General features: G+C 47.8%; 18 protein-coding genes. 10 read left to right on the top strand and 8 right to left on the bottom strand.

The window, feature by feature from the left end:
• The first annotated feature begins 452 nt into the window (after window positions 1–452).
• From P2A85_RS28135 to P2A85_RS28110, 6 genes are all read left to right on the top strand, one after another.
• Window positions 453–2,024, top strand: a complete 1,572-nt coding sequence (locus tag P2A85_RS28135; protein WP_377476755.1) for a serine/threonine protein kinase — start codon at window positions 453–455, stop codon at window positions 2,022–2,024.
• A gap of 293 nt (window positions 2,025–2,317) precedes the next feature.
• On the top strand, window positions 2,318–2,650 hold the full coding sequence (locus P2A85_RS28130) for a DUF6825 family protein (RefSeq protein WP_371123571.1): 333 nt from the start codon (window positions 2,318–2,320) through the stop codon (window positions 2,648–2,650).
• 95 nt (window positions 2,651–2,745) lie between these two features.
• A complete protein-coding gene (locus P2A85_RS28125; RefSeq protein ID WP_377476754.1) occupies window positions 2,746–4,512 on the top strand; it encodes an ABC1 kinase family protein in 1,767 nt (588 codons plus the stop codon).
• 647 nt (window positions 4,513–5,159) lie between these two features.
• A complete protein-coding gene (locus tag P2A85_RS28120; RefSeq protein ID WP_377481766.1) occupies window positions 5,160–5,891 on the top strand; it encodes a PP2C family protein-serine/threonine phosphatase in 732 nt (243 codons plus the stop codon).
• A gap of 54 nt (window positions 5,892–5,945) precedes the next feature.
• The gene (locus P2A85_RS28115; RefSeq protein ID WP_377476753.1) at window positions 5,946–7,115 is read left to right on the top strand and encodes an anhydro-N-acetylmuramic acid kinase; all 1,170 of its coding nucleotides are present in this window, start codon (window positions 5,946–5,948) and stop codon (window positions 7,113–7,115) included.
• Between the two features lie 92 nt (window positions 7,116–7,207).
• A complete protein-coding gene (locus P2A85_RS28110; protein WP_340525467.1) occupies window positions 7,208–7,657 on the top strand; it encodes a hypothetical protein in 450 nt (149 codons plus the stop codon).
• 847 nt (window positions 7,658–8,504) lie between these two features.
• Here the strand turns inward: P2A85_RS28110 and P2A85_RS28105 are convergent.
• From P2A85_RS28105 to grpE, 8 genes are all read right to left on the bottom strand, one after another.
• On the bottom strand, window positions 8,505–8,702 hold the full coding sequence (locus tag P2A85_RS28105; RefSeq protein WP_340525411.1) for an NblA/ycf18 family protein: 198 nt from the start codon (window positions 8,700–8,702) through the stop codon (window positions 8,505–8,507).
• Between the two features lie 609 nt (window positions 8,703–9,311).
• Window positions 9,312–10,007 (bottom strand): biopolymer transporter ExbD, encoded by a 696-nt coding sequence (locus P2A85_RS28100; protein WP_377476752.1) that lies wholly within the window; start codon window positions 10,005–10,007, stop codon window positions 9,312–9,314.
• 141 nt (window positions 10,008–10,148) lie between these two features.
• The gene (locus P2A85_RS28095; RefSeq protein WP_377476751.1) at window positions 10,149–10,934 is read right to left on the bottom strand and encodes a MotA/TolQ/ExbB proton channel family protein; all 786 of its coding nucleotides are present in this window, start codon (window positions 10,932–10,934) and stop codon (window positions 10,149–10,151) included.
• A 129-nt stretch (window positions 10,935–11,063) separates the two neighbouring features.
• Window positions 11,064–12,284: a ribosome small subunit-dependent GTPase A gene (gene rsgA, locus P2A85_RS28090; protein ID WP_377476750.1), complete on the bottom strand. Its 1,221-nt coding sequence runs from the start codon at window positions 12,282–12,284 to the stop codon at window positions 11,064–11,066.
• Window positions 12,281–12,568, bottom strand: a complete 288-nt coding sequence (locus P2A85_RS28085) for a sulfurtransferase TusA family protein (protein WP_377476749.1) — start codon at window positions 12,566–12,568, stop codon at window positions 12,281–12,283. The genes rsgA and P2A85_RS28085 overlap by 4 nt, the downstream gene beginning before the upstream one ends.
• 285 nt (window positions 12,569–12,853) lie before the next feature.
• On the bottom strand, window positions 12,854–13,984 hold the full coding sequence (dnaJ, locus tag P2A85_RS28080; protein WP_377476748.1) for a molecular chaperone DnaJ: 1,131 nt from the start codon (window positions 13,982–13,984) through the stop codon (window positions 12,854–12,856).
• 125 nt (window positions 13,985–14,109) lie between these two features.
• Window positions 14,110–16,248 (bottom strand): molecular chaperone DnaK, encoded by a 2,139-nt coding sequence (dnaK, locus tag P2A85_RS28075; RefSeq protein WP_377476747.1) that lies wholly within the window; start codon window positions 16,246–16,248, stop codon window positions 14,110–14,112.
• Window positions 16,249–16,443: 195 nt separating this feature from the next.
• Window positions 16,444–17,238, bottom strand: coding sequence for a nucleotide exchange factor GrpE (gene grpE / locus P2A85_RS28070; protein ID WP_377476746.1), 795 nt, complete (start codon window positions 17,236–17,238; stop codon window positions 16,444–16,446).
• 847 nt (window positions 17,239–18,085) lie between these two features.
• Here grpE and P2A85_RS28065 point away from each other — a divergent pair.
• From P2A85_RS28065 to P2A85_RS28050, 4 genes are all read left to right on the top strand, one after another.
• Window positions 18,086–20,089 carry a GspE/PulE family protein gene (locus P2A85_RS28065; RefSeq protein ID WP_377476745.1) on the top strand — a complete coding sequence of 668 codons (2,004 nt, stop codon included), beginning with the start codon at window positions 18,086–18,088 and terminating at the stop codon, window positions 20,087–20,089.
• 156 nt (window positions 20,090–20,245) lie between these two features.
• A complete protein-coding gene (locus P2A85_RS28060; protein ID WP_377476744.1) occupies window positions 20,246–21,340 on the top strand; it encodes a type IV pilus twitching motility protein PilT in 1,095 nt (364 codons plus the stop codon).
• Window positions 21,318–21,479 carry a hypothetical protein gene (locus P2A85_RS28055; protein WP_377476743.1) on the top strand — a complete coding sequence of 54 codons (162 nt, stop codon included), beginning with the start codon at window positions 21,318–21,320 and terminating at the stop codon, window positions 21,477–21,479. Before P2A85_RS28060 ends, P2A85_RS28055 begins: the two co-directional genes overlap by 23 nt.
• Before the next feature lie 140 nt (window positions 21,480–21,619).
• Window positions 21,620–22,747, top strand: a complete 1,128-nt coding sequence (locus tag P2A85_RS28050) for a type II secretion system F family protein (RefSeq protein ID WP_340523884.1) — start codon at window positions 21,620–21,622, stop codon at window positions 22,745–22,747.
• The last annotated feature ends 56 nt before the right edge of the window (window positions 22,748–22,803 follow it).

Raw genomic sequence — 22,803 nt, 5'->3', positions numbered from 1 at the left:
CGTGCGATCGCCAGTGGCTAGCCTGGATATTGATTGGTGGGTGGATTTTTTTAAGCTCAAGCTCGCCCTCAAACTCTCAATTACCATATTTATTATCATAAGTCAAGCAAAATACTAAAAATTGACAAAAGTGAGTCTACTGTAAAGACTTGTTAAAGTAGAGAGGGGTTACACCCCCCATCGACTATAGTCATAAGTATAGATGCACCCTGATGGCTTTCCCGCTCCAAAAGAGCGGGATTTTTATTGGAAAATTATTATATTAAGTTTTAAGACGCTGGTAACAGATAAACTGATTGGGACATCCCCATAATACGATCGCCAGATACAAACTCTAGTAATTAGACAAAGCAGAATAAAATAAGGCTTCGGCTCGATCGAACCGCTCGCCCTCACTCTGCTTTAATTACCCAAAGGCGGTAGCATAGGTTGGGACACGGCATCAACTAAAGATGAACTTAGCGCCAACAACAGTCCTGCAACAGGGCAAATACACAATTAACACGACTTTAGGCATAGGAGGGTTCGGGATTACTTACCGAGCCACCCACTCCCATCTAAACCAAACCGTCGTACTTAAAACCCTTAACGAAAGTCTGCGCCAACACCCTAAATCTGCCCAATTTCAGGAGCAATTCATCGCCGAAGCCCAACGCCTCTGTCGCTGTCAGCATTCCAACATAGTCAGAGTTATAGACTTTTTTACAGAAGCCGGACAGTCCTTTATCGCCATGGACTACATTCCAGGTCAAACTTTGGCCAAAATAGTCGCCACAGGCGGGCCATTACCAGAAGCTCAAGCCCTACACTACATTCGGCAAATAGCCTCAGCCTTAAGCACAGTACACCACAGCGGCTTGCTACACCGAGATCTCAAACCAGAAAATATAATCAGGCGAGAGGATACTCACATCGTCATGCTCATAGATTTTGGCATAGCCAGGGACTTTACTGCCGGCACAAAACAAACCCACACTAACTTGCTCTCCCCTGGATATGCACCGATCGAACAATACCTCCATGATGGTAAATGTACACCCGCCACAGATGTTTACTCCCTCTCGGCAACCCTATACTACTTACTATCAGGCCAACCACCCATAGCAGCACCCTTGCGCGATCGGATTCCCCTGCCAGATTTGCGACAATGGCAGCCCAACCTCAGCCCCGGAGTTGAGCAAGCTATCCTTCGGGGACTAGAAACGGAACCAGACAAACGCCCCCAAACCGTGGAAAATTGGCTCGCTATGCTGCAAGAAACAGAGCAATTACCAGCAATCAAAACTAAGCAAACTCTGCGTTTGCCCGCACCACCGCCCCCACAGTTGACTCTGCTGGTCTTTGTGGTCACATCTCTAATTGCAGGCTGGATGGGTTTTGACCTAGCATGGCGCTACAATAGTACCAATCTCAGCAGGAATAACACTCCCAAAACTGAATCCTTGCCATCTTTGGAAGATTTACTCAAATCCCGCGATTTGTCGGGACCAATGTTTGGACAGCCTTCCGTTGAAAGTAGTCCTGTGGCACCCCCAGAAGTTGACAATCTGCCCACATCTACACCAGATAGCAGCACGCCCGAACCAATCGAGTCCCCAGAAGTTAGCTCCCAACCAGAGGTATCCCCAAGCCCAGCAATTCCCAGCCCAACACCGACACCGGAACCCTCGGAAACTCCCACCCCAATACCGGAACCGGAGCCTTCAGAAACTCCTACCCCAAATCCTAAAATCCCCATCGCTCCATCTCCTCCCATCGCCCCAGCACCCGTACCAGAAGTTCCTCCTCTGCCCCCGGAACCGCCTCGCAAATCCTTCGGGGTTCCCACTCCGCCAGTGGCTAAGAGTGCTGAAACTTTCTCGCCGCCACAGGAGGAGCCTTCGCCAGTAACGCTGCCAGATCGATCGCCTCAAGTCCCGATACCGAGCAGTAGTGACGGCAGTTTAGATAGTCCGATCGTACCTGACTCCAAGCTCACAGTTCCAGAACCGACCGTACCTTTCCCAGAACCTGCTACGAATTAGTCTGTGGACAAGTGACGAGCCGACTCCCAAGATGGTGGCAAGAAAAAGATGAAATCTACCCTGAATAGATGCTCGTCAAGTTTCCGAGAAGGGATAACCAAGTTATAATTGGTTGGGGAAGTACACAGAAAATTTTCTCGTCCGCGATCGCGAATTAAAGGGATGAAAAGATGAGACAAAATTCTTCACATCCATTAAATTCGTTGAAGCATGACACAGATTCTGAATCTGTGAAAATCGTGTTTAAACCATAGTCTAAAAACATAGAGTTTCCCTACTTACCGGAGTTTTTTATGAGTAAACCCCCAGTTCATGCCTTTTTCATAGGCAGAGCACTTGCAGAAGCACTATACGAACAATTGGAGAGTGCAGCCACTAACGCTTTCTCTGAATTCGGTAAATTTGATGCCGAACAAAGAGAGCGACTGCGGCAGTTCACAGATCGAGTTGTGGAACGAGCTCATAGAGAAGCTGATTCGGCAATGCAAGGTAGAACAGGCACTGGCAGTACAACTACTATTCAAGACATCCAACCAGCCGACTTGCAAGTAACTATTGATGAGTTACGTGCAGAAGTGGCCTTAGTGCGATCGGAATTGCAGCGCTACCGCAGCAGTTTGCCCTAACAGTCACTAACAAATATTTACCCTAGGAGCGCAAAACTATGCGCTCTTACTTCTCATCACAGCAACGACATAAAATAAGCAATTTAGGAACCCAAGTGTCTGCTCTCCTTGATGACTCTGTTAATCGCAAGCGATACGCCAAGCCTACCGGCGATGCCGTTTTGCCGCCCACCGCTGGTAAATCCTACGGCAGTAAAGCTTATCGCTGGAACCGCGAAAAATACTCCCGGCAGCGGCGCTTCTTCGACATTTGGACCTTTGTATTGCTCTGGTTGGCTTCGCTGTGGCTCGACAGCAAAGATTGGAGCTACTGTTCAGGTGTTACTGAAGAAAAGAAAGTTGCCAGACGGCGTTTTCAGGCTATCTGGGTTCGAGAAACTCTCTTGGATTTGGGCCCAACTTTTATTAAGGTAGGTCAGTTATTTTCCACCCGCGCTGATTTGTTCCCCGCAGAGTATGTTGAGGAACTTTCTAAGCTGCAAGATAGAGTCCCTGCTTTCAGCTACGAGCAGTTAGAGGCAATTGTTGAGCAGGATTTGGGCAAGACGGTTCACGAACTCTACCAGAGTTTTGACCCGGTGCCTCTGGCTGCTGCCAGTTTGGGCCAGGTACACAAGGCTCAACTGCATTCTGGCCCGGAAGTGGTAGTGAAGGTGCAGCGACCTGGACTGCGGAAGCTGTTCGAGATTGATTTGCAAATTCTTAAGGGCATCGCTCGCTACTTTCAAAATCATCCTAAATGGGGCAGGGGCAGAGATTGGCTGGGGATTTATGAAGAGTGCTGTCGCATTCTGTGGCTGGAAATTGATTATCTCAATGAAGGGCGGAATGCTGATACTTTTCGCCGTAATTTTCGCGATCGCGACTGGGTGCGGGTGCCACGGGTTTATTGGCGCTACGCGGCTCCGCGGGTGCTGACTTTGGAGTACCTGCCGGGGATTAAAATCAGTCACTATGAGGCTTTGGAGGCTGCTGGGATCGATCGCAAGTCGATCGCCCAAAAGGGAGCTGAAGCTTATTTGCACCAGTTGCTCAATGATGGCTTTTTTCATGCCGATCCCCACCCAGGTAATATCGCTGTGAGTGCTGATGGGGATCTGATTTTCTACGATTTTGGCATGATGGGCCAAATTCAGGCCAATGTTCGCGAAGGACTGATGGAGACTCTCTACGGTATTGCTTCCAAAGATGGTCAACGGATTATGGATTCTTTGATTAATTTGGGGGCTTTGGTTCCTACGGGTGATATGAGTCCGGTGCGCCGATCGATTCAGTATATGCTCGATAACTTCATGGACAAGCCTTTTGAAAATCAGTCCGTCAGCGCGATTACAGATGACCTTTACGATATTGCCTACGACCAACCTTTTCGCTTCCCAGCTACCTTTACTTTTGTGATGCGTGCTTTTTCGACCATTGAAGGGGTCGGCCGCGGTTTAGATCCAGAGTTTAACTTTATGGAGGTGGCACAGCCTTTTGCCATGCAGCTTATGAGTAATGGAAATGGGCATGATACAACTAGCAGTATTTTTAACGAACTTGGCCGTCAGGCGGCTCAGGTAAGTTCCACTGCTTTGGGTTTACCTCGCCGGATTGAGGAAACTATTGACAAACTTGAACAGGGAGATTTGCGGATTCGCGTCCGTTCTTCTGAAACAGACCGTTTGCTCCGTCGCATTAGCAGCGTTCAAATGGGAACCAACTATAGTTTGCTGATGAGTGCTTTTACTTTGTCGGCGACAATTTTGTTGGTCAGCAATCAAGTATGGCCCGCCCTGGTGATGGCTTTGCTAGCAGTCGGTACTGGGTTTGTTCTCCTGCGCTTGTTTAAGCGGCTCGATCGCTTGGATAGAATGTCTTGAGGCTCTGAATGCCCTGGCTCTCTGCTGGTTCTGTCACGGCCGCCGTACCAGGGGAGATTTTTAATTGCATAATTGAGATTTCTCCCTATTACCAATGCCAGCTATTGAGATGTTCCCTGGTGGCATTTCATGACAATTATTTATTGGCAAATAGCTTGAATTGGTGTGAGCTAAAGCGTTCCCACATCACACCTGACCTGCTTGTTTATAACCCCATCATTCACTAAAAAAGCTGATGGCTATTATTAGACTTTGAGCCTTGAAGATACAAAAATCCCAGTGTCAAACTGTGAGAGAACAAAATGTCAATTTAGTTTTCACACAAGTGATATTGTTAGAGTTGCAGCGCTCCGTTGCCCAAAATTAGGCGAATACAGGGAGAGAATTGCGATCGAGTGCAAGTCTGGAAATTTTATTTCAACCACGTAGGGGCTGCTAAAAAGGATGACTCACAGAGCTGGCACACATATTCACAAACAGGACATTTACTCCTATGGGACTTAAGAGATTTATTAATTATTCAACAGTCTCTCTCATTGTTTGTGCTCATGCACAAATACACTTAAGGGATGTTTTACAATTGGACCTACCTTCCTCCCACCACCGTGCTGAGTACGGGTATGGTGGAGGTTTCTTGGAGGTTTGAGATGAAACTCTCTTTCGCAGGTAAGACAGATACAGGGTTAGTTCGTTCAGTAAATCAGGATTCGTACTACATCGACTCGGAGGGGCGATTTTTCATCGTGGCCGACGGCATGGGAGGACACGCAGGAGGTCAAGAAGCCAGCCGGATTGCTACTGAGGCAATTCAATCTTATCTGGTAGAACATTGGGAAGGCCCAGAGGATACTCCCCTGTTGTTAGAACAGGCTTTTTTAATCGCCAATCAAGCAATTTTGAACGATCAGCTCAACCATCCCGAACGGGCTGATATGGGGACTACTGGTGTGGTGGTAGTGTTTCGGGATGAGGGGCGGCCTTGGTGTGCTAATGTCGGTGACTCTCGCTTGTACCGACTGCATGGCTCTCATTTGGATCAGATTACTCAAGACCAAACTTGGGTGGCTCAAGCTGTACAAAGAAAGGCTCTGACTGCTGAACAGGCTCGCAATCATCCTTGGCGTCACGTTTTGTCCCAGTGTTTGGGCCGGGAGGATTTGCGTGAGATAGATATTCTGCCGGTGGATGTCAAGCCTGGGGATCGTTTGCTGTTGTGTAGCGACGGTTTGACTGAGGAACTTTCCGATCCTTTGATTGCCACACCTCTCAAGTCGATTCGCCCCTGTGAAGTGGCTGCAACTGCTTTGATTGAAGCAGCTAAGGAGAAAGGCGGCCGTGACAATATTACTATAGTGATTGTCACCATCGACCTCAAATAAATCCAGTCCACCCTCCGGACAATCTAAAATCTACAATCTAAAATCTACAATCGAATGACTCGCGTTATCGGTTTGATGAGCGGCACCTCAGTGGATGGCATTGATGCTGCTTTGGTGGATGTGGTCGGTTCCCAAACTGACTTGAAAATTCAGTTGTTAGCAGGTCAGACTTTTCTTTATTCTCCTGATTTGCGATCGCAAATTCTTTCAGTTTGCAGCGGGGCTGCTTTGTCCATGGCAGAACTAGCTGCATTGGATGACGCCATCGCCCAAGAATTTGCCACCGCAGCCTTGACTATTCAAGCAAAGTACGATCGAGCTGAATTAATCGGGTCTCACGGGCAAACCCTCTACCACCGACCAGCCCTGAAGGGGGAGATGGGTTACAGCTTGCAACTAGGGCGGGGCGCGCTGATTGCGGCATTGACAGGCATTACTACTGTGAGCAACTTTCGATCGGCAGACATTGCTGCCGGGGGTCAAGGAGCTCCTTTAGTGCCTATAGTTGATGCTTTCTTGCTGGCAGAACCTCATCTCAATCTGTGCATCCAAAATCTTGGTGGAATTGGCAATGTGACTTATCTACCTTCCAGGGAAAATAGCCCATTGAAGGACAAGTCTGTGGTTTCCCATTGGGGGGATGGCATCTTGGGATGGGACACAGGGCCGGCAAATTCTCTATTAGATTTGGCGGTGCAACACTTCTCAGGGGGAACTAAAACTTGTGATGAAAATGGAGCAGGCGCCGCCCTTGGTACTCCTTGTCAAGCTTTAGTAGAAGCTTGGCTCCAGCAAGAGTTCTTCCTGGAAAAACCGCCAAAATCTACAGGGCGAGAGTTATTTGGTGTAGACTATTTTAACCGTTGTTTGGTCGAGGCTTCTGATTACAAGCTCAGTCCTGCTGATGTGCTGGCTACTCTGACAGAACTGACAGTTGCCTCCATCGTTCACAGTTACCAAACTTTTTTACCGCAGATGCCCGATCGAGTTTTGCTATGCGGGGGCGGTAGCCACAATCTCTACTTAAAAAGCCGATTACAAGCACAATTGCATTCCGTGCAAGTGTTGACTACTTCTGAGGCGGGCTTGAATGTAGATTTTAAAGAGGCGATCGCTTTCGCGGTTTTAGCCCACTGGCGGGTTTTAGGTATTCCGGGTAATCTCCCTCAAGTTACTGGTGCTTCCGCCCCCGTACTTTTAGGAGAAATTAACTCCTGTGGGTAGAGTTGGGCGTGATACCATATAGTTTGAGGGACAACGGCTGTGCGTTGTTGCAACAGCATTTTAGCCAGCAGGAAAAGCATAGGAACAGCACTGTGGCTCACACGTTTTTAATGGAATCAGGCCAATGGACGCTCGAAGGAAGTTGGATTGAGCGCAATGGCGTGCCAATTACGGTTAAAGGCAAAACTTTAGTGAGCTGGAACCGAACAGATTGGTTCAGTATGGTGACGAAGCTCGTGTTTCCTGGAGGCGATCGCGAAGAACTTATTTTGCAGTACCGAGGACACCTCAACAGCGATGAACGGCAGTATACTTTTGTGCTCCAGCACAGCGAACTTGGCCGCGTCGAGGGCGAAGGTTGGATCGCTCCCCAGTCGATCGTCCAACGTTACTGGGTACTCGGAGACGAACGCCAACGGCGAACAGGTTTTGATACCCTTCACCGCGTCGATAGCAACCGCTACTACCACTCTAGCGGCATCATGTCTGGTCATTACTTAACCAGCACCATGGAGGCTACCTTGGAACGTCAGTCGGAATAGATGTTTTGAGCTAGACTAAATAGCCAAATACTTGTCTAAAGTTGCTCATAGTTCTTCTGGCGTGATGATATTGACAGCGTTGTAATTTTCTGCTAATTTGACGCACGTGCCGAAACGATCGGGCAAAATATCTGGTTTGTAAGCCGAGCGTCGATTCAAAACTGACCAGCCTGTAAAAAGGTCGAACGGGAGACCATGATTCGTTAAATAGGTTGAAAATACAGGTTGAACAATGGCTAAAAGCTTCAACAGTTATACAACGTGATGCATAGGGTGGGCTACGCCCGAATTTACGCCTGTGGACAAGTAGGAGCCGACTCCCTTGGCAGAAGCAGGAAGCAGACCCTCTAGAAACCACTTCTAGTTGAATGGTGAAGCTCGAATAAGTTTAGCCAAGTTTTGCATAGCAGACTTACGCATAAATACCAAAGAAATCGGGTTTTTTACAAGTTTTCCAGGTTCAAACCCAGTATTTTCGTAAAAAACCCGGTTTTGGCGTAAGTCACGGGAAAAACTATCACTTTTGATTTATAGGCTTTGATTGAAAAATTTAAAGTCTTGTTAGTCGGATGTCGGTTTCAGATGTCCGACTCACGAAATTTTTGTTCAACCTCATCCGCTGGAAGTTGAGACGAATATATTTGATTTATTTAAATAACTTGCTCTGGGCGATCGAAACTTCCGACAAGAGAGCCTCAAATGTTCATAGCAAAGGACAAGTTTGTTAAAATACCTTCTGCTTTCTATAGGTTGTAACTTGTCGCTTCGAGTTGACGCCCCATCACCCCCAACTCATTTCCATCTGGGAAGAGAGTAAGAGACGGAGGTCGCCCACTGCGACTTGACATTACTCAAGACCTGGGTTTGGTTCTAGGCCCCAGTGGTGTTTCAGAAAATGACGATACATGGTTTCCCGCAACATCATTTGTTCGTAGAGCTTAACTAAAAACTCTTGAGCTTGCTCGCGGCTCATGTCATTGACCTGTGTTTTGAAGGAGCACAGGCTAAACTGCTGTTCCAAAGATAGTTCTGCTGGTTGATTCATGACTTTGACTCCTTGACAAGTAGAGGTGACTTGAAAGTACAAACCTGGATTCACAGGTTTTGTAAGTTGTTCCAGCTCACGCCAGTTGGTTTCAGGATGACCTAAAGCCCATCTTGCTTTAGCGCTATATTACAAAAGGTAACAATGATTTGACAAAATTGCCATCTTTCCTAAGAAATAATCTAGAAATACAGATGGCTAGCAGCAGACAAAAGTTCCTTTTGTCGATATATATAAATATATCTACTTGTCTAGAGAAAAAAAGCTCAGTACGAACCAAAATAATTGCAGCGATTTATACCGATTTTTTAAGGAAGAAGGCCCTTCGACTCCGCTCAGGAACCGCTTCAGGAAGAAGGAAGAAGGTTCTTCGACACTTCGACTACGCTCAGTGTCCGAAGTCCGATGCCAATGCCCTGTTTGGCCAATGCTCTGTTTGGCCAATGCCTAGATGAAGGAAGAAGGAAGAAGGTTCTTCGACACTTCGACTACGCTCAGTGTCCGAAGTCCGATGCCAATGCCCTGTTTGGCCAATGCCCTGTTTGGCCAATGCCCTGTTTGGCCAATGCTCTGTTTGGCCAATGCCTAGATGATAAATCAATATATTGCCTAATTTTGAGGCGCAACATTCTGCGATGGAGTTGCGACTCCCGGCCCGATATTAGGAGCAGTGGGTGCAGGGGAAACAGGAGATTTGGTAACCCCCTGGGTAGGAGTAGGGAGAGGGGATGGAAACTGACTTTGATTCAACTGCTGGGGCGGTGGTACTTGTAACTGAGGTTGGCGAGGGTTCGAGGGAGTTGCCAAAGGATAGGGCTGGGGTTGAGTCGGATTGCCGATGGGTGGTGCGACGGGAATGCCTGAATTGGGAAGCAAGGGAGTTGGCTGCGGGGATGGAGCCGAAGTAGGAAGAGTTGCTAGGGCGACTCGATCGCCTCCTACTTCTCGCAATTTATCCAAAACCTCAACAACTTTGGCGTACTTGGCATTTTGAGGAGCGTAGAGCACCGTCAATCCCGCAGGATTTTGCTTGTGGAAACTGTTTAAAACTCGATCGAGCTGTTGATAATTAACAGGCAATTGGTCAATATAAGTTTGCCCAAAGTCGTCAATGCTGACAATCAGCATTTCTCGCATCTGGGTTTGTCCAGTTTTGGCTTTAGGCAAATCGACATTAATGGCTTGCTGGCGAGTCAATTGCAAAGCAGCCAGCAAAAAAAACGTTAGAATGCAAAATATCACATCAATTAAAGGTACCAGTTCAATCCGAGCCTCTTCAGCAGGAGTATCTAGATGAATTTTCATTGTTTTTCAAGGTTTTAACTAGCTCGGCGGGGATTGGGCCACTATAGCTGTACTCAGCTTAGTGCGGGTTGAAACTCTAAGGCTCCTTTGGTGGAAGTTGGAAGCATCAAACCTACCGCCTAAGCGGTTGGTGTAGGTAGTTCATTTGTTAGAAGTTGAATCAACATCAGGATCGGAACCTTTCAATTTCGGCTCTCGATTTCGTTCCATAGATTCTTGAGAATTGAGGGAATGGCGGTTCAAGCCATCGACACCAAAGGAAGAATTGCTGTGTTCTGTACTAGGCGATCGACCTTTAGCGTTAGCCGTAGGCCAATATTGTCTGTAGAGCAATTCCAGTTCATTTCCAGCTTTGCGAAAAATTTTGGCCTGATTGAACAAAAAAGCTTGAAATATGCGATAAAACGCCAAAGTAAAAATTGCGACTACCATCCCCGTCGCCGTAGTAATCAGCGCCTCACTAATCCCCAAAGTTACTCCAGTCGTTGCCGAGGTACCGATGTCGCCCAGCCGGATCGAACTCAGGGAGTTAATCAAACCCAAAACAGTTCCCAGCAAGCCCAACAAAGGAGCTAGAGCGATCGTCGCTTCTAAGATTTTGTCACCACGGCGCATAGAAGCCAACTCTTCATCAGCAGCAGCTTCCAGTGCGAGTCGAAATAATTCTGGTTCAGGATTGTACAGTCGCAGAGGTGCAGATAAAAATCGACCGATGGGCTGTCGATTAGCTTGTCTAGCAATTTCATTAGCAGCGCCCCAATCGGTGCGAGCGGCATCGAGGATGCGATTAACTATTTGCTTTTCCTTAGTCAGGAGGCTCGCCCAGAACCACAAGCGCTCGATAATTGTACTTACAGATAGAATGGACAGCACCAACAGGGGGTACATGGCTGGGCCGCCTTTTTGAAACAGTTCTTGAATATTCACAGTATTTTTACTCCCGCATAACCTGCTAAATGATACTTCTGTTGTACTTTTTTTTTAAGAAATTTAAGGCCATTTAATTTTAGCTATTAATTTACCCTGTTCTGAAGCCGATCGACTATTTGCTCCAACCTAGAATAAGTCGTCTTGACACATATCTTGCAACGACTGGTGTTGAAGGCGGCGGGAAGAGCGGCGATATTTTTTAGTTTGCAACTTGGGTTCGTATTGCTGCGTACCATCAGACTTAGTTTGCTGCTTCAAACTCGCCTCCGCACTACTAGAGTTTAGCTCTTGTTGCTGACGGACAATCGCCTCGGACAGAAACTGCAAATAATACTCATAGCGTTCCCAATCGCCCCGCACGACACAGTTAGGCTCATGGCGGTGGGAGCAGTCGCTAAACTGGCAACTACCCAAAGCCAGCCTCTGACGAGCTTCTGGGAAATATTGAGCTAACTCAGATGGTTCGCATTCAAGTGTCGGCTGATTAAAGCCTGGAGTATCGGCTAAAAGTCCGCCACCTGGGAGTTCAAACAATTCTACATGGCGAGTAGTGTGTCTGCCGCGCCCTAGTTTGCCCGAAACAGCACTGACTCGCAGATTCAGCGCCGGAATTAGTTGGTTGATCAAGCTGGACTTGCCCACTCCAGAAGGGCCGCAAATTACGGTTATTTTGCCTTGGAGGTGACTTTGGAGAGATAAGGCAACTTCTCCCCTTGGGGAAGTCAGAAGAACCCCCTCCTCCCCTTGGGGGGAAGGAAGACAAGATGTGTCGATTTTGTCTAATAAATTTGGGTTTGTGGCAGAAAGTTCATTTTCACTGTCGTTAGCGGTTTCCTTGTAGATTCCTAAGCCACTACGGACACTAATAAACATGGGTTCGTATCCCCATCCTTTAAGCCGATCGCGCCACTGTGCCAAATCCTCGGCCGTGACTAAATCGCATTTGTTGAGACACAAACTCACCTCCAAACCTGTAGATTCTGCCTTGACTAAAAACCGACTTAATGATGCGGGGTCTAAGTCGGGTTCCGTGAGGGCAAAAACTAGGAGAATGCGATCGGCATTAGCTACAGGCGGCCGATTGAGCTCTGTTTGGCGGGGAAACACTTGAGAAATAACACCCCTGCGATCGTTCCAGTCTGGTTCTTCTACCACGACGCGATCGCCCACCATCACCTGTTGACCAATTTTTTTCAGTCTAGTGCGGCGAGTACACAGGAGAACTCGTAGATCTGCCCAGAGAGGATTTTCCCCCTCAGAGGTAGCATCTGGATCTAACCTCACTTGATAGAAGTTAGCCTGAACAGCCACAACAGTACCCGTAATCAAGGAGGAGTCCCGGCTCATGCTGCTTCCTGCTCAGGTCGCTGCACTTGCATCGCAAAAAAACCAGAATTATCCTCACCAGCCACAAATTGGGTTTGTAGAATCTGGTAGCCTTCCATTTTTAGACTATCCGGCACTTGTTCGATCGGCTCCCCAGCGTCCAACCAAACCTCCAAAACCGCTCCAGGAGCCATTTGCTCCAACCGCAGTTTAGTTCGGACAAAATTGATCGGACAGGGCGTACCCCGCAGATCGAGCTGAGCATCTGGAGATTTTAGATTTTCAATTTTCGATGTTGAATTCATATAGCTGAAGGAAGAAGGAAGAAGATCGATGTGAAGAAGGAAGAAGATCGATGTGAAGAAGGAAGAAGGAAGAAGATCGATGTGAAGAAGTCACCCCCCCCAGCCCCCAGGGCTGTTTCATTCTGGTGACAAATCATGGTTTTGTAGGGGTAGTGCCCCCGTGCCTACCCTCTTCGTCTTGGCGTGGGTCAGTCTTGGAGATACAATCTATTATTATTTTAAGAAAAAATGAGCGCAATTGCGCTCATTTGTTTCAGAAATAATAAACTGCGCTCATTTTTTTGGTTATTTCTGAAACAAATTGCCCAGAAATCCTTCCAAGCCACCTTTTCCGGTACGATCGCCCTTAAGCTTAGCCAACTGCATCAACAACTCCCGCTCCTCAGTCGTCACCTTAGTAGGAATGTCAATAGACACCGTAATCAAATGGTCCCCACGACTGACAGGATTTCCCAATCGAGGCACCCCTTTTTTCTCCAGAGTCAGAACAGTATTTGCTTGAGTTCCCGTAGGAATCAACAATTCCGCCGGCCCGTCTACAGTCTCCACTTCCAACCTGCACCCCAAAATTGCCTGCAAGTAACTAATTTTAACTTCCGAGTTAATGTTAGTACCTTCACGCTTAAATACAGGGTCTTCACTCACAGCCAAGAACACGTATAAATCCCCTGGTGGCCCCCCCAGTTTGCCAGCATCCCCTTCATTGGAAACGCGCAAACGAGTACCATTGTCAACCCCTGCCGGGATGGTAATTTTCAGCTTTTTCATCACTTCTTTTTGGCCGCGGCCGCCACAAGTTTCGCACTTGTCCTCAATCACTTGCCCGGTGCCATTGCAGGTGGGGCAAACTGAAACTTGAGTAAAACTGCCAAAGGGAGTACGGGTAGCGCGCCGGACTTGGCCACCGCCACCACAAGTCGAGCAGGTTTGGGGCCTGGTTCCCGGTTTGGCGCCGGTGCCTGTGCAAGTTTCGCAGGTTTCTAGGTGCTTGATGCGGAGTTCTTTTTCCCCACCAAACACTGCCTCGCGAAAATCCAGCCGCAAATCGAGGCGTAAATCGTCACCGCGCACGGGCCCGCTGCGTCTGCGACCTTGTTGTTGTGGACCGCCTACCCCTCCCTGAAAACCCTGAAAGAAGCTTTCAAAAATATCGGCAAAACTGTCGCCGAAGTCTTGGAATCCCGGCGCTCCTGCACCACTAACCCCTGCTTCGCCAAAACGGTCAAAGCGAGCACGGGTTTCCGGCTCTGACAGTACCTCGTAAGCGCGGTTAATTTCTTTAAACCGGTCTTCGGCACCAGGTTCTTTATTGACGTCTGGATGGTACTTACGAGCTAGGCGGCGGTAGGCACGCTTAATTTCTTCTTTGTCTGCGCTTCGAGAAACGCCTAATATTTCATAGTAATCGCCGGCCATAAAGCTGTTTGCCTGGAGGTAAATAACAAAAAGTGTACGAAAAAGAAACTATTGACCTTTCCAGATGTTAAAGATTAAAAATTACGATCGTTTATTGGTAACTTTTAATCTTTAATTTTTAATTTTTAAAGGAAAGGATTCATATCATCAACTTCAGGTTCGGGAACCTGCGGTTTTGGTTTTGTCTGTAGATTTTGCTGTTTTTCGCGTTTTGGTTCCGGCTTTGGTTCCGGCTTTGGTTCCGGCTTTGGTTGCCGTTTTGGTTCCTGCTTTGGTTCTAGCCTTAATTCCGGCTTTGGTTCGGGCTTTGGTTCCGGCTTTGGTTTCAGCGTTGGTTCCGTGGTCATCACTAGGTCTTCTGTCGGCAAGATACTTTCATCGCTAACTGCAACCTCATCTAATTCTGGCACCGATTCGCTGGCAACCACAGTGGGGGAAGTAGGTTCCTCGTTCCGAGCTTGCTCGTAAACAGCAGTACCAAGCGAGTATAGCAGTTGCTTGAAAGATTCGATTTGTGCTTCGAGTTCTTGGCTGGTGATGTCTGGGTTAGCCATCGCCGCCCGCAAGGTAACAGATGCTGTTTGGGCTTCTGCCTTCAGGTCGTCGCTTAGTAATTGGGCATTGGTTTTTAAGGTGACACCACAATTATAGACCAGGGTGTCGGCTTGATTTTTGAGTTCGGCAATTTGGGCCCGTTCGAGGTCTTCTTCGGCGTAAAGTTCTGCCTCTTGTCTCATCCGCTCGACTTCGGTTTCGCTCAATCCCCCTGTATTGGAAATTTGGATGCTTTGTTCTTTTGAGGTTCCCTTGTCTTGAGCTGAAACTTTCAGAATACCGTTGGCATCTATTTCAAAGGTAACTTCGATTTGAGGTATGCCACGGGGTGCTGGGGGAATACCTTTGAGCAGGAATTTGCCCAGACTTTTATTGTCTTTGACTAATGCCCGTTCACCTTGCAGCGCGTGAATTTCTACGGAAGTTTGCCCATCTGCCGCCGTGCTGTACATTTGCGATCGACTGGTGGGGATAGTGGTATTGCGTTCAATGACTTTGGTGAACACTCCGCCCAAGGTTTCGAGTCCTAGGGACAGGGGAGTCACGTCTAGCAGTAGCAAATCCTTGACCTCGCCACCCAAAACCCCGGCTTGAATGGCGGCACCTACGGCTACAGCTTCGTCAGGATTGACCGATTTATCGGGAGACACGCCACCAAAATATTTGCTAATTGCCTCTTGAACTGCCGGAATCCGGGTTGACCCTCCTACTAAAATAATTCGATCTATGTCTTTTGGGGTCAAACTGGCATCTTTGAGGGCTTGAGTCACAGGGTCGATCGTGGCTTGGACTAAATGAGCGACCAGTTTTTCAAACTTAGCTTTGGAAAGTGGCATTTCCAGATGCTTTGGCGCTTTTTCATCTGAGGAAATGAAGGGCAAATTTATGGAGGTTGATTCGCAACTAGAAAGTTCTATTTTTGCTTTTTCGGCCGCTTCTCGGAGGCGTTGCAAGGCCATTTTGTCTTTTGACAGGTCCGTGCCTTCTTTGGTGCCAAAAGCTTCAACCAGCCACTGCACGATGCAGTTGTCAAAGTCATCTCCTCCCAGATGATTATTACCCGCAGTAGCGTTGACTTCAAAAATTCCGTCTCCCAGTTGCAGGATGGAAACATCGAAAGTACCGCCGCCGAGGTCAAATACTAAGATTTTTTGTTCTATATCTTGTTTGTCCAAGCCGTAGGAAAGGGCTGCGGCTGTGGGTTCGTTGACTATCCGCAGGACTTCTAAACCCGCGATCGTACCTGCGTCCTTAGTAGCTTGCCGCTGGGCATCGGTGAAGTAGGCAGGCACTGTAATCACGGCTTGGGTAACAGTTTGTCCCAAATAAGCTTCTGCATCCTGCTTGAGCTTTTGGAGTACCATTGCCGAAATTTCTTGGGGGGTATGAACCTTGTTCCGAATTTGGACGTTAACGGTATCGTCTTTGCCTTTAATGCAGGTATAGGGAGTCCGGGATCTTTCTTCTTCGGTGTCATCCCACCGGCGTCCGATAAATCGTTTGATGCTGTAGACAGTGTTTATAGCATTAGTCACAGCTTGTCGCTTGGCCAATTGACCTACTAAGCGATCGCCCCCTTTCCCAAATCCTACTATGCTCGGAGTTGTGCGACCGCCCTCAGAATTGGCGATCACGACTGGTTTACCGCCCTCTAACACAGCTACGCAACTGTTGGTTGTGCCTAAGTCGATGCCTATCACCTTTCCCATAGCGCCTCATAAAACTTCGTGGGATATTTACAAAAATTTTTCAAACCCCCGAATTCTATTCGGGGGTCTGTTACCGCCTGTACAGTTTGAAGCGTTGAGGCTATCGATATTTTAGGGACGATCGCACTGCAACGTTTCTTAAATGTGAACGTACCCTCTGCTTCAGATTCCAGAATGCAGTAGGCTTGATCCCGATCAACCTTCCGAACTATCAGGATTGTCATCTGAGGCTACCACAGATAGCCCCGGCGCTGCAACTTTAACTTTGGCGTGCCGCAAGACGCGATCGCCCAGAGTATAGCCTCGTTCTAGTTCTTGGATGATTGTACCTTCCTCCTGTTCGTCAGTTGGTTCGCTGAGCAAAGCTTCGTGGAGGTTGGGGTCAAACTGTTCGCCCTCTGGACGCATCGGAGAAACTCCGATTTGTTTGAGGCATTCTACCATTTGCTTGTAAACGCTTTGGTAGCTTTTGTGTATGTTCATTTCGCCATCTGTTTGTGGCTTAATGTGGGCTCTTGCCCGCTCAAAGTTATCGATTACTGGCAACAGGGGTTTGATAATCAGACATTTTGCCTGTAAATCTAACTCTTCTTTTTCCTTTTGGGTGCGCCTGCGGAAGTTTTCAAAATCTGCTGCTAAGCGGAGATTTTGATTTTTCAGATCTTCTAATTGAGTAGAATAGGCTTGCAACTGAGCTTTTAAACCCTCTTTGTCGCTGGTTGCTTGTGCTAGCTCCCTCTTGAGCAACTCCGTAGCATCAGCAGTGACGCTGTTGCTGGAACTAGAGGAGCCTGTTTCCCCGGCATTGTGAGTCGCCCCGGGCTCGACCTGAGCACTTTGATAAGCTTGAGCAAGTTCCAGCTCCCAATCGGCTGCTGCATTGGAGTTTGCGGATGCTGGCTGCGGATTTTCGCTTACCATTGGCGAAACCTCTGGGGTTTCCCCCGTTGAGCTAGGATCTTGATGTTGCTGTTTTTCCTCGTCAATCATCAGAAAAATGGGTTTGAAACCCCGTCCTTTTAGGACGGCTTTACATTTATCACTACCGCCTTGGGGTTGTTTAATTTGGTGTACTTTTGTAATGCACTTTCAACGGGACAGTTACCGTTTCAAATTTTGCAACCCTGTACGCATAGTGTTTCGCTCCTTACAGAGCCTCCCATTACTGGGGTAATGTTAGCTTCGCCAAAGTTTAGTGAGCTTGTTAGGCTAGCAGCACTGTCTCAGTGACCTTAAGACTGTTTAACCACTAGCGACAGAGCAGGGGACTAGCGAAAGCATCCACAGGGTGTCGTGACTCAAAAAACGTAGTCAATGAAGACTGAGGCTGGTCAGAACGGCTTGCTAGATTTCTCTTTCAAGCCTCACGCCTTGATAGCTGAGGTTCCTGACATATATCTGTGCGACAGAACCCTATCAATTCTAGCAGTCGGAAGAGACGCGCCCTCTGTGTAGTATTTGCTGACGGCAAATTAGACCTGCTTCAAATCGGCCTTGGTGAGGACTGGAGGATGGGCAGTTGATTAATCAAAATATATCTCACTAGACCGATCGAAGGCTTTGTAAAAGCTATCATCACAGAACAGGCAATGTTTAACATCCTGCGGTCAAATTCAACAAGTTAGGCCTGTTGCCTCCAGATTAGTCTCTTCTGGTTGCAAGAGGGAACCAATGTTAAGTTATGGCCGGTAGATTCCCGTCAAGCAAGCTTGAACAGAATATAAAATTATCGTTGGAAAGCGATACACCCCGCCCCGCTTTCCTCTCCCGGTAAGGGCAATGGCCAAGTGCTGCGCCCTCTCTGCTATCACGGGAGTCTCCCGCGGGTTTTAGGTAAATGACTAACACATCCGATCGGCGTTTCTCCACATCTATAGTTACTATCAGCAATTTTACTCCGGCTCTCAACAAGATGATTCAGTCTGGTTACGTCAACAGCGACCAACTGAAAAAAGCTCAACTTGAAAGTCGGAAGTCAGGTAAGCGGTTGACGGAGGTACTAGAATCTGCTACAGGGCTACCCTTGCCGCCAGAATTGCTGCGGCTTTACAAAAAGCAGCAGATGTTTGAACTCAAAATAGTGTACGGGGTTGAAGCGTTTGACCCGGAATTGAGCGAACTGTCTAACGAGCAACTTGGAGCAATGCTCGATGAGTTGAAAATGTCGATCGACATCTGTCGTCAACGTCGGTTTTTGCCTGTGGCGAAGACAGAAACTGAACCTCCGGCGCTGGTAGTGGCAATGGTCGATCCTGACAACCTGGATGCTCAAGAAGATTTGCGACGGATTTTGAAGGGGTGGAGTTTTCAGCGGCGGGTGATTACCCCAGATGACTATCAGGACATTACTTCTGCCTATCAAGAACAGCAAGTTAAGATAGCAGCCAAAATAGCTGAAGCCGAAAAGGAGAGAAAGCTCTCCCTAGGGGAGGGAGATTTTGGCGAACTGTCCTTAGAAGAGGTTTCTTCCGATCAAGAAGATATAGCTGACACCATAAACGCTGTAGAGCAAGCTCCTGTAATCAAAGCGGTCAACGTCATTTTGGCTAAAGCTTTATCGGAAAAAGTCTCTGACATCCACGTAGAACCACAAGAAGAGTTCATGCGAATTCGGATGCGGAAGGATGGGGTGCTGCAAGAGTATTTCCGATTTCCCAAGCAAGTGGTGCAAGGGATTACTGCTAGGTTCAAAATTATTGCCAATTTGGACATTGCCGAACGCAGACAAGCTCAAGATGGTCGCATCCGTCGGGTATTTGAAGGGCGGACGGTGGATTTCCGGGTAAATAGCTTGCCTTCCCGCTACGGCGAAAAAATTGTGTTGCGGATTTTGGATAGTTCCAGCACTCAGTTGGGTCTGGGTTTGTTAATCTCCGATCCAGAAACTTTGGCTTTGGTTCGAGAAACTGCCAGCCGCCCCTTTGGACTGATTTTGGTGACTGGGCCGACTGGTTCGGGTAAGTCAACTTCGCTGTATTCAATTCTGGCGGAAAAGAATGATCCGGCGATTAACATTTGTACGGCGGAAGACCCGATCGAATATGCTTTGCCGGGAATTACCCAGGTCCAAGTAATTCGGGAAAAAGACTTGACTTTTTCCAACATTCTGCGGGCGTTTTTGCGGCAAGACCCTGACGTTATGCTAGTGGGGGAAACGCGGGACAAGGAAACGGCGAAAACGGCTCTGGAAGCTGCTTTGACCGGACACTTGGTATTGACGACGCTGCACACAAACGACGCGGCAGGTGCGATCGCCCGTTTGGACGAAATGGGCGTAGAACCGTTCATGGTGTCGGCGGCTTTGTTGGGTGTGTTGGCTCAGCGTCTGATGCGGCGCGTTTGTGACAAATGCTACATTCCTTATCAGCCTACTGCGCTCGAACTCGGTCGCTACGGCCTGTCAGCTACTCAAGAAGTGGATCTGACTGTCTACAAAGCCAACACCATACCAGTTGAGCAGAGGAAGGAACTGGCAGAACAGGACCAACTGTGTAAGAAGTGCGGAGGCATAGGCTACAAAGGGCGGGTAGGGGTTTACGAATTCCTGAAAAACACTGAGCGGCTGCAAACTCTGATCACTCAAGGTGCTCCCACAGAGCAAATTAAGGAAGCCGCAGTAGAAGAAGGGATGACAACCTTGCTGGCTTACAGTTTGCAGTTAGTGCGGGAAGGCGCGACTACTTTTGAGGAAGTCGAGCGGGTGACGTTTACAGATTCTGGGCTGGAGGCTGAAATGAAGGCAAAACGCAAGCAGGGGCTGACCTGCAAGACTTGTCAGGCAGAATTGAAGCCGGAGATGCTGGATTGTCCGTACTGTTTGACTCCGCGCTTTCTAGATTGATTCAGTAGTCAGTAGTCATTAGTCAGTAGTCAACAGTCAACAGTCAACAGTCAACTGACCCTTCGACTACGCTCAGGGCGCGGCAATAGACAACAGTCAACAGTCAACTGAGTTAAATTGGTCAATAACTATCAACTTGATTAGGGAGACATATCTATGGGTCTGATGATAGAAGACGTACTGGAGTCCCTGGTAGAGCAAGGGGGTTCAGATATACACATCCAAGCGGGCGCAACTATTTTCTTCCGGGTGAGCGGGAAACTAACTCCTCAGCCACAATTCGGCGAAATCCTGTCTGTCGAGGAAGTGCAGATCCTGATCTTCCAAATGCTTAACAATATGCAGCGCAAGCAATTGGAGATGGAATGGGAACTCGACTGCGCTTACGGTGTTAAGGGATTGGCTCGGTTCCGGGTGAATGTGTACCGGGAACGGGGTTCTTGGGCTGCTTGTTTGCGGGCTCTGGCTTCTAAGATTCCGAACGCCGATGCTTTAGGTGTGCCTCAGATTTTGCGGGATCTGACGGAAAGACCGAGGGGTATGCTGTTGGTGACGGGACAAACGGGCTCTGGGAAAACTACTACGATGGCGGCTTTGTTGGATCTGATCAACCGGACGCGGGCGGAACACATTCTGACAGTTGAAGACCCGATCGAATATGTGTTTCCCAATGTTAAGAGTTTGTTTCACCAGCGTCAAAAGGGGGAGGATACTAAGAGCTTCTCTAATGCGCTGAAGGCGGCTCTGCGGGAAGATCCTGATGTGATTCTGGTGGGGGAAATGCGCGACTTGGAAACTATCGGTCTGGCAATTTCGGCGGCGGAAACGGGTCACATGGTAATGGGAACGCTGCACACTAATTCTGCGGCTGCAACGATCGATCGGATTTTGGACGTGTTCCCGCCCATTCAACAACCCCAGGTTCGCGCCCAGGTGTCTAACTCTTTGGTGGGAATAGCCAGCCAAAATTTGGTGGTGAAAGTTGGCGGCGGCCGTTGCTGTGCTATGGAAATCATGCTGAATACTCCTGCTATGTCTAACTTGATCCGGGAGGGGAAAACTCCCATGATTTACTCCCAAATCCAAATGGGGGCGAAGTTGGGCATGAGGACAATGGAAATGGCTTTATCTGATCTTTACAAGGCTGGTAAAATCACTTGGGAATCGGGAATGGCCAAGGCATCTAAGCCAGATGAACTCGAACGCTTGATCGGTCCGGCACCTGCTGGTGCCAAGACAGGGGGTCATTAATTCAGTTATTGGGAATTGGGAATTGGGAATTGGGAATTGGGAATTGGGAATTGGGAATTGGGAATTGGGCTACCCCCCCCCAGCCCCCCTAGGGGGGATGGGGGAAGGAATTGGGAATTGGGAATTGGGAATTGGTTAAATAAGTAACCAGTAATCAGTAATCAGTAATTAGTAACCGATAACCGATAACCGATAACCGATAACCGATAACCGATAACCGATAACCAATAACCAATAACGACTGATTACTAATTTTCAATAAAATCCCAGAGGCAATATATGGCTACCAATGTTATCGGTCAAAAGTCTAAAGGCGGCTTTAGTATTGAGAAAATTCAGGAGGAAATAGAGTACAATTTTAGCAGTGTTACCATTAAAGATTTAGCGATTTTTGCTCGTCAGTTTTCGGCGATGTTTAATGCAGGGGTTGCCATCGTTAGATGTCTTTCTGTATTGCAGGAACAGTGTTCTAATCCTAAGTTGAAACGAGCGATCAGGAGCATGAATGCTGACGTACAAGAGGGGATAAATTTGGCAGAATCAATGGCGAAGTTTCCTGATGTTTTTGACCAACTGTTTATCAGTATGGTCGCAGCGGGAGAAGTCGGGGGTGTGCTAGATGAATCATTAGACCGTCTGGCGGTAATGATGGAAAAAAATCATAAAACGTCGTCTGAAATTAATTCGGCGATGTCTTATCCGAAGACTGTGTTTTCCATCGCGATCGTGATTTTTTTCGCAATGACGATATTTCTGCTACCAACTTTTGCGAAAATTTTTAAGGATATTGGTGCAGATTTGCCGGCTTTTACGGTGTTTATGTTGGCCATTAGTGCATTTTGTACGGCTTGGCCTCCCATCCAACAGGTGACAACTATTGGGGTGATTATAGCGCTAAATATTGGATTCGGGATGTACTACAAAACTCCTGTAGGTCACCTGCAAGTTGATAAGATGATGATGAAGGCGCCGATTTTTGGAGATTTGCTGGAAAAATCGGCTGTAGCTCGATTTTGTGTGATATTTGGGTCGCTGACGCGATCGGGTGTACCGATTATGAACTCTTTGGAAATTGTGCGAGATGTGGCTGGGAATCAGGCAATCTCAAATGCGATCGAATATGCAAGGCAGGAAATTCAAGGTGGCGGCATGATCAGTATTGCTTTACAAGAACAGAAAGTTTTCCCTTCTTTGGCAATTCAAATGATCGCAATTGGCGAAGAAACTGGGGAACTTGACAAGATGCTGGTGAAAGTTGGCGCTTTCTACGAAACTGAGGTGGAAGAGGCTGTAAAAGGACTCACGAGTATGCTAGAGCCGCTGATGATTGTGGTTGTAGGTGGTATCGTAGGTTCGATTTTGCTGTCTATGTATCTGCCGATGTTTGCAGTGTTTCAGAAGATGTAAAAAACAGTCTGTTGTTATTCTTGCGGTACCCTGAGCGTAGTCGAAGGGCACCGCAA

Origin of the sequence: Microcoleus anatoxicus, from assembly GCF_042465725.1 — a bacterium.
Lineage (GTDB): Bacteria > Cyanobacteriota > Cyanobacteriia > Cyanobacteriales > Microcoleaceae > Microcoleus > Microcoleus anatoxicus.
The sequence above is the reverse complement of the archived record's forward strand: the minus strand, read 5'-3'. Positions and strand labels throughout refer to the sequence as shown.

What these genes read in the sequence shown, in the direction of transcription:
- dnaJ (WP_377476748.1), bottom strand. Translation starts at nt 13,984, where the DNA reads ATGGCCGGCGATTACTATGAAATATTAGGCGTTTCTCGAAGCGCAGAC.
- grpE (WP_377476746.1), bottom strand. Translation starts at nt 17,238, where the DNA reads ATGATTGACGAGGAAAAACAGCAACATCAAGATCCTAGCTCAACGGGG.
- P2A85_RS28100 (WP_377476752.1), bottom strand. Translation starts at nt 10,007, where the DNA reads ATGAAAATTCATCTAGATACTCCTGCTGAAGAGGCTCGGATTGAACTG.
- P2A85_RS28065 (WP_377476745.1), top strand. Translation starts at nt 18,086, where the DNA reads ATGACTAACACATCCGATCGGCGTTTCTCCACATCTATAGTTACTATC.
- P2A85_RS28130 (WP_371123571.1), top strand. Translation starts at nt 2,318, where the DNA reads ATGAGTAAACCCCCAGTTCATGCCTTTTTCATAGGCAGAGCACTTGCA.
- P2A85_RS28050 (WP_340523884.1), top strand. Translation starts at nt 21,620, where the DNA reads ATGGCTACCAATGTTATCGGTCAAAAGTCTAAAGGCGGCTTTAGTATT.
- P2A85_RS28105 (WP_340525411.1), bottom strand. Translation starts at nt 8,702, where the DNA reads ATGAATCAACCAGCAGAACTATCTTTGGAACAGCAGTTTAGCCTGTGC.
- P2A85_RS28060 (WP_377476744.1), top strand. Translation starts at nt 20,246, where the DNA reads ATGGGTCTGATGATAGAAGACGTACTGGAGTCCCTGGTAGAGCAAGGG.
- dnaK (WP_377476747.1), bottom strand. Translation starts at nt 16,248, where the DNA reads ATGGGAAAGGTGATAGGCATCGACTTAGGCACAACCAACAGTTGCGTA.
- P2A85_RS28085 (WP_377476749.1), bottom strand. Translation starts at nt 12,568, where the DNA reads ATGAATTCAACATCGAAAATTGAAAATCTAAAATCTCCAGATGCTCAG.
- P2A85_RS28115 (WP_377476753.1), top strand. Translation starts at nt 5,946, where the DNA reads ATGACTCGCGTTATCGGTTTGATGAGCGGCACCTCAGTGGATGGCATT.
- rsgA (WP_377476750.1), bottom strand. Translation starts at nt 12,284, where the DNA reads ATGAGCCGGGACTCCTCCTTGATTACGGGTACTGTTGTGGCTGTTCAG.
- P2A85_RS28120 (WP_377481766.1), top strand. Translation starts at nt 5,160, where the DNA reads ATGAAACTCTCTTTCGCAGGTAAGACAGATACAGGGTTAGTTCGTTCA.
- P2A85_RS28135 (WP_377476755.1), top strand. Translation starts at nt 453, where the DNA reads ATGAACTTAGCGCCAACAACAGTCCTGCAACAGGGCAAATACACAATT.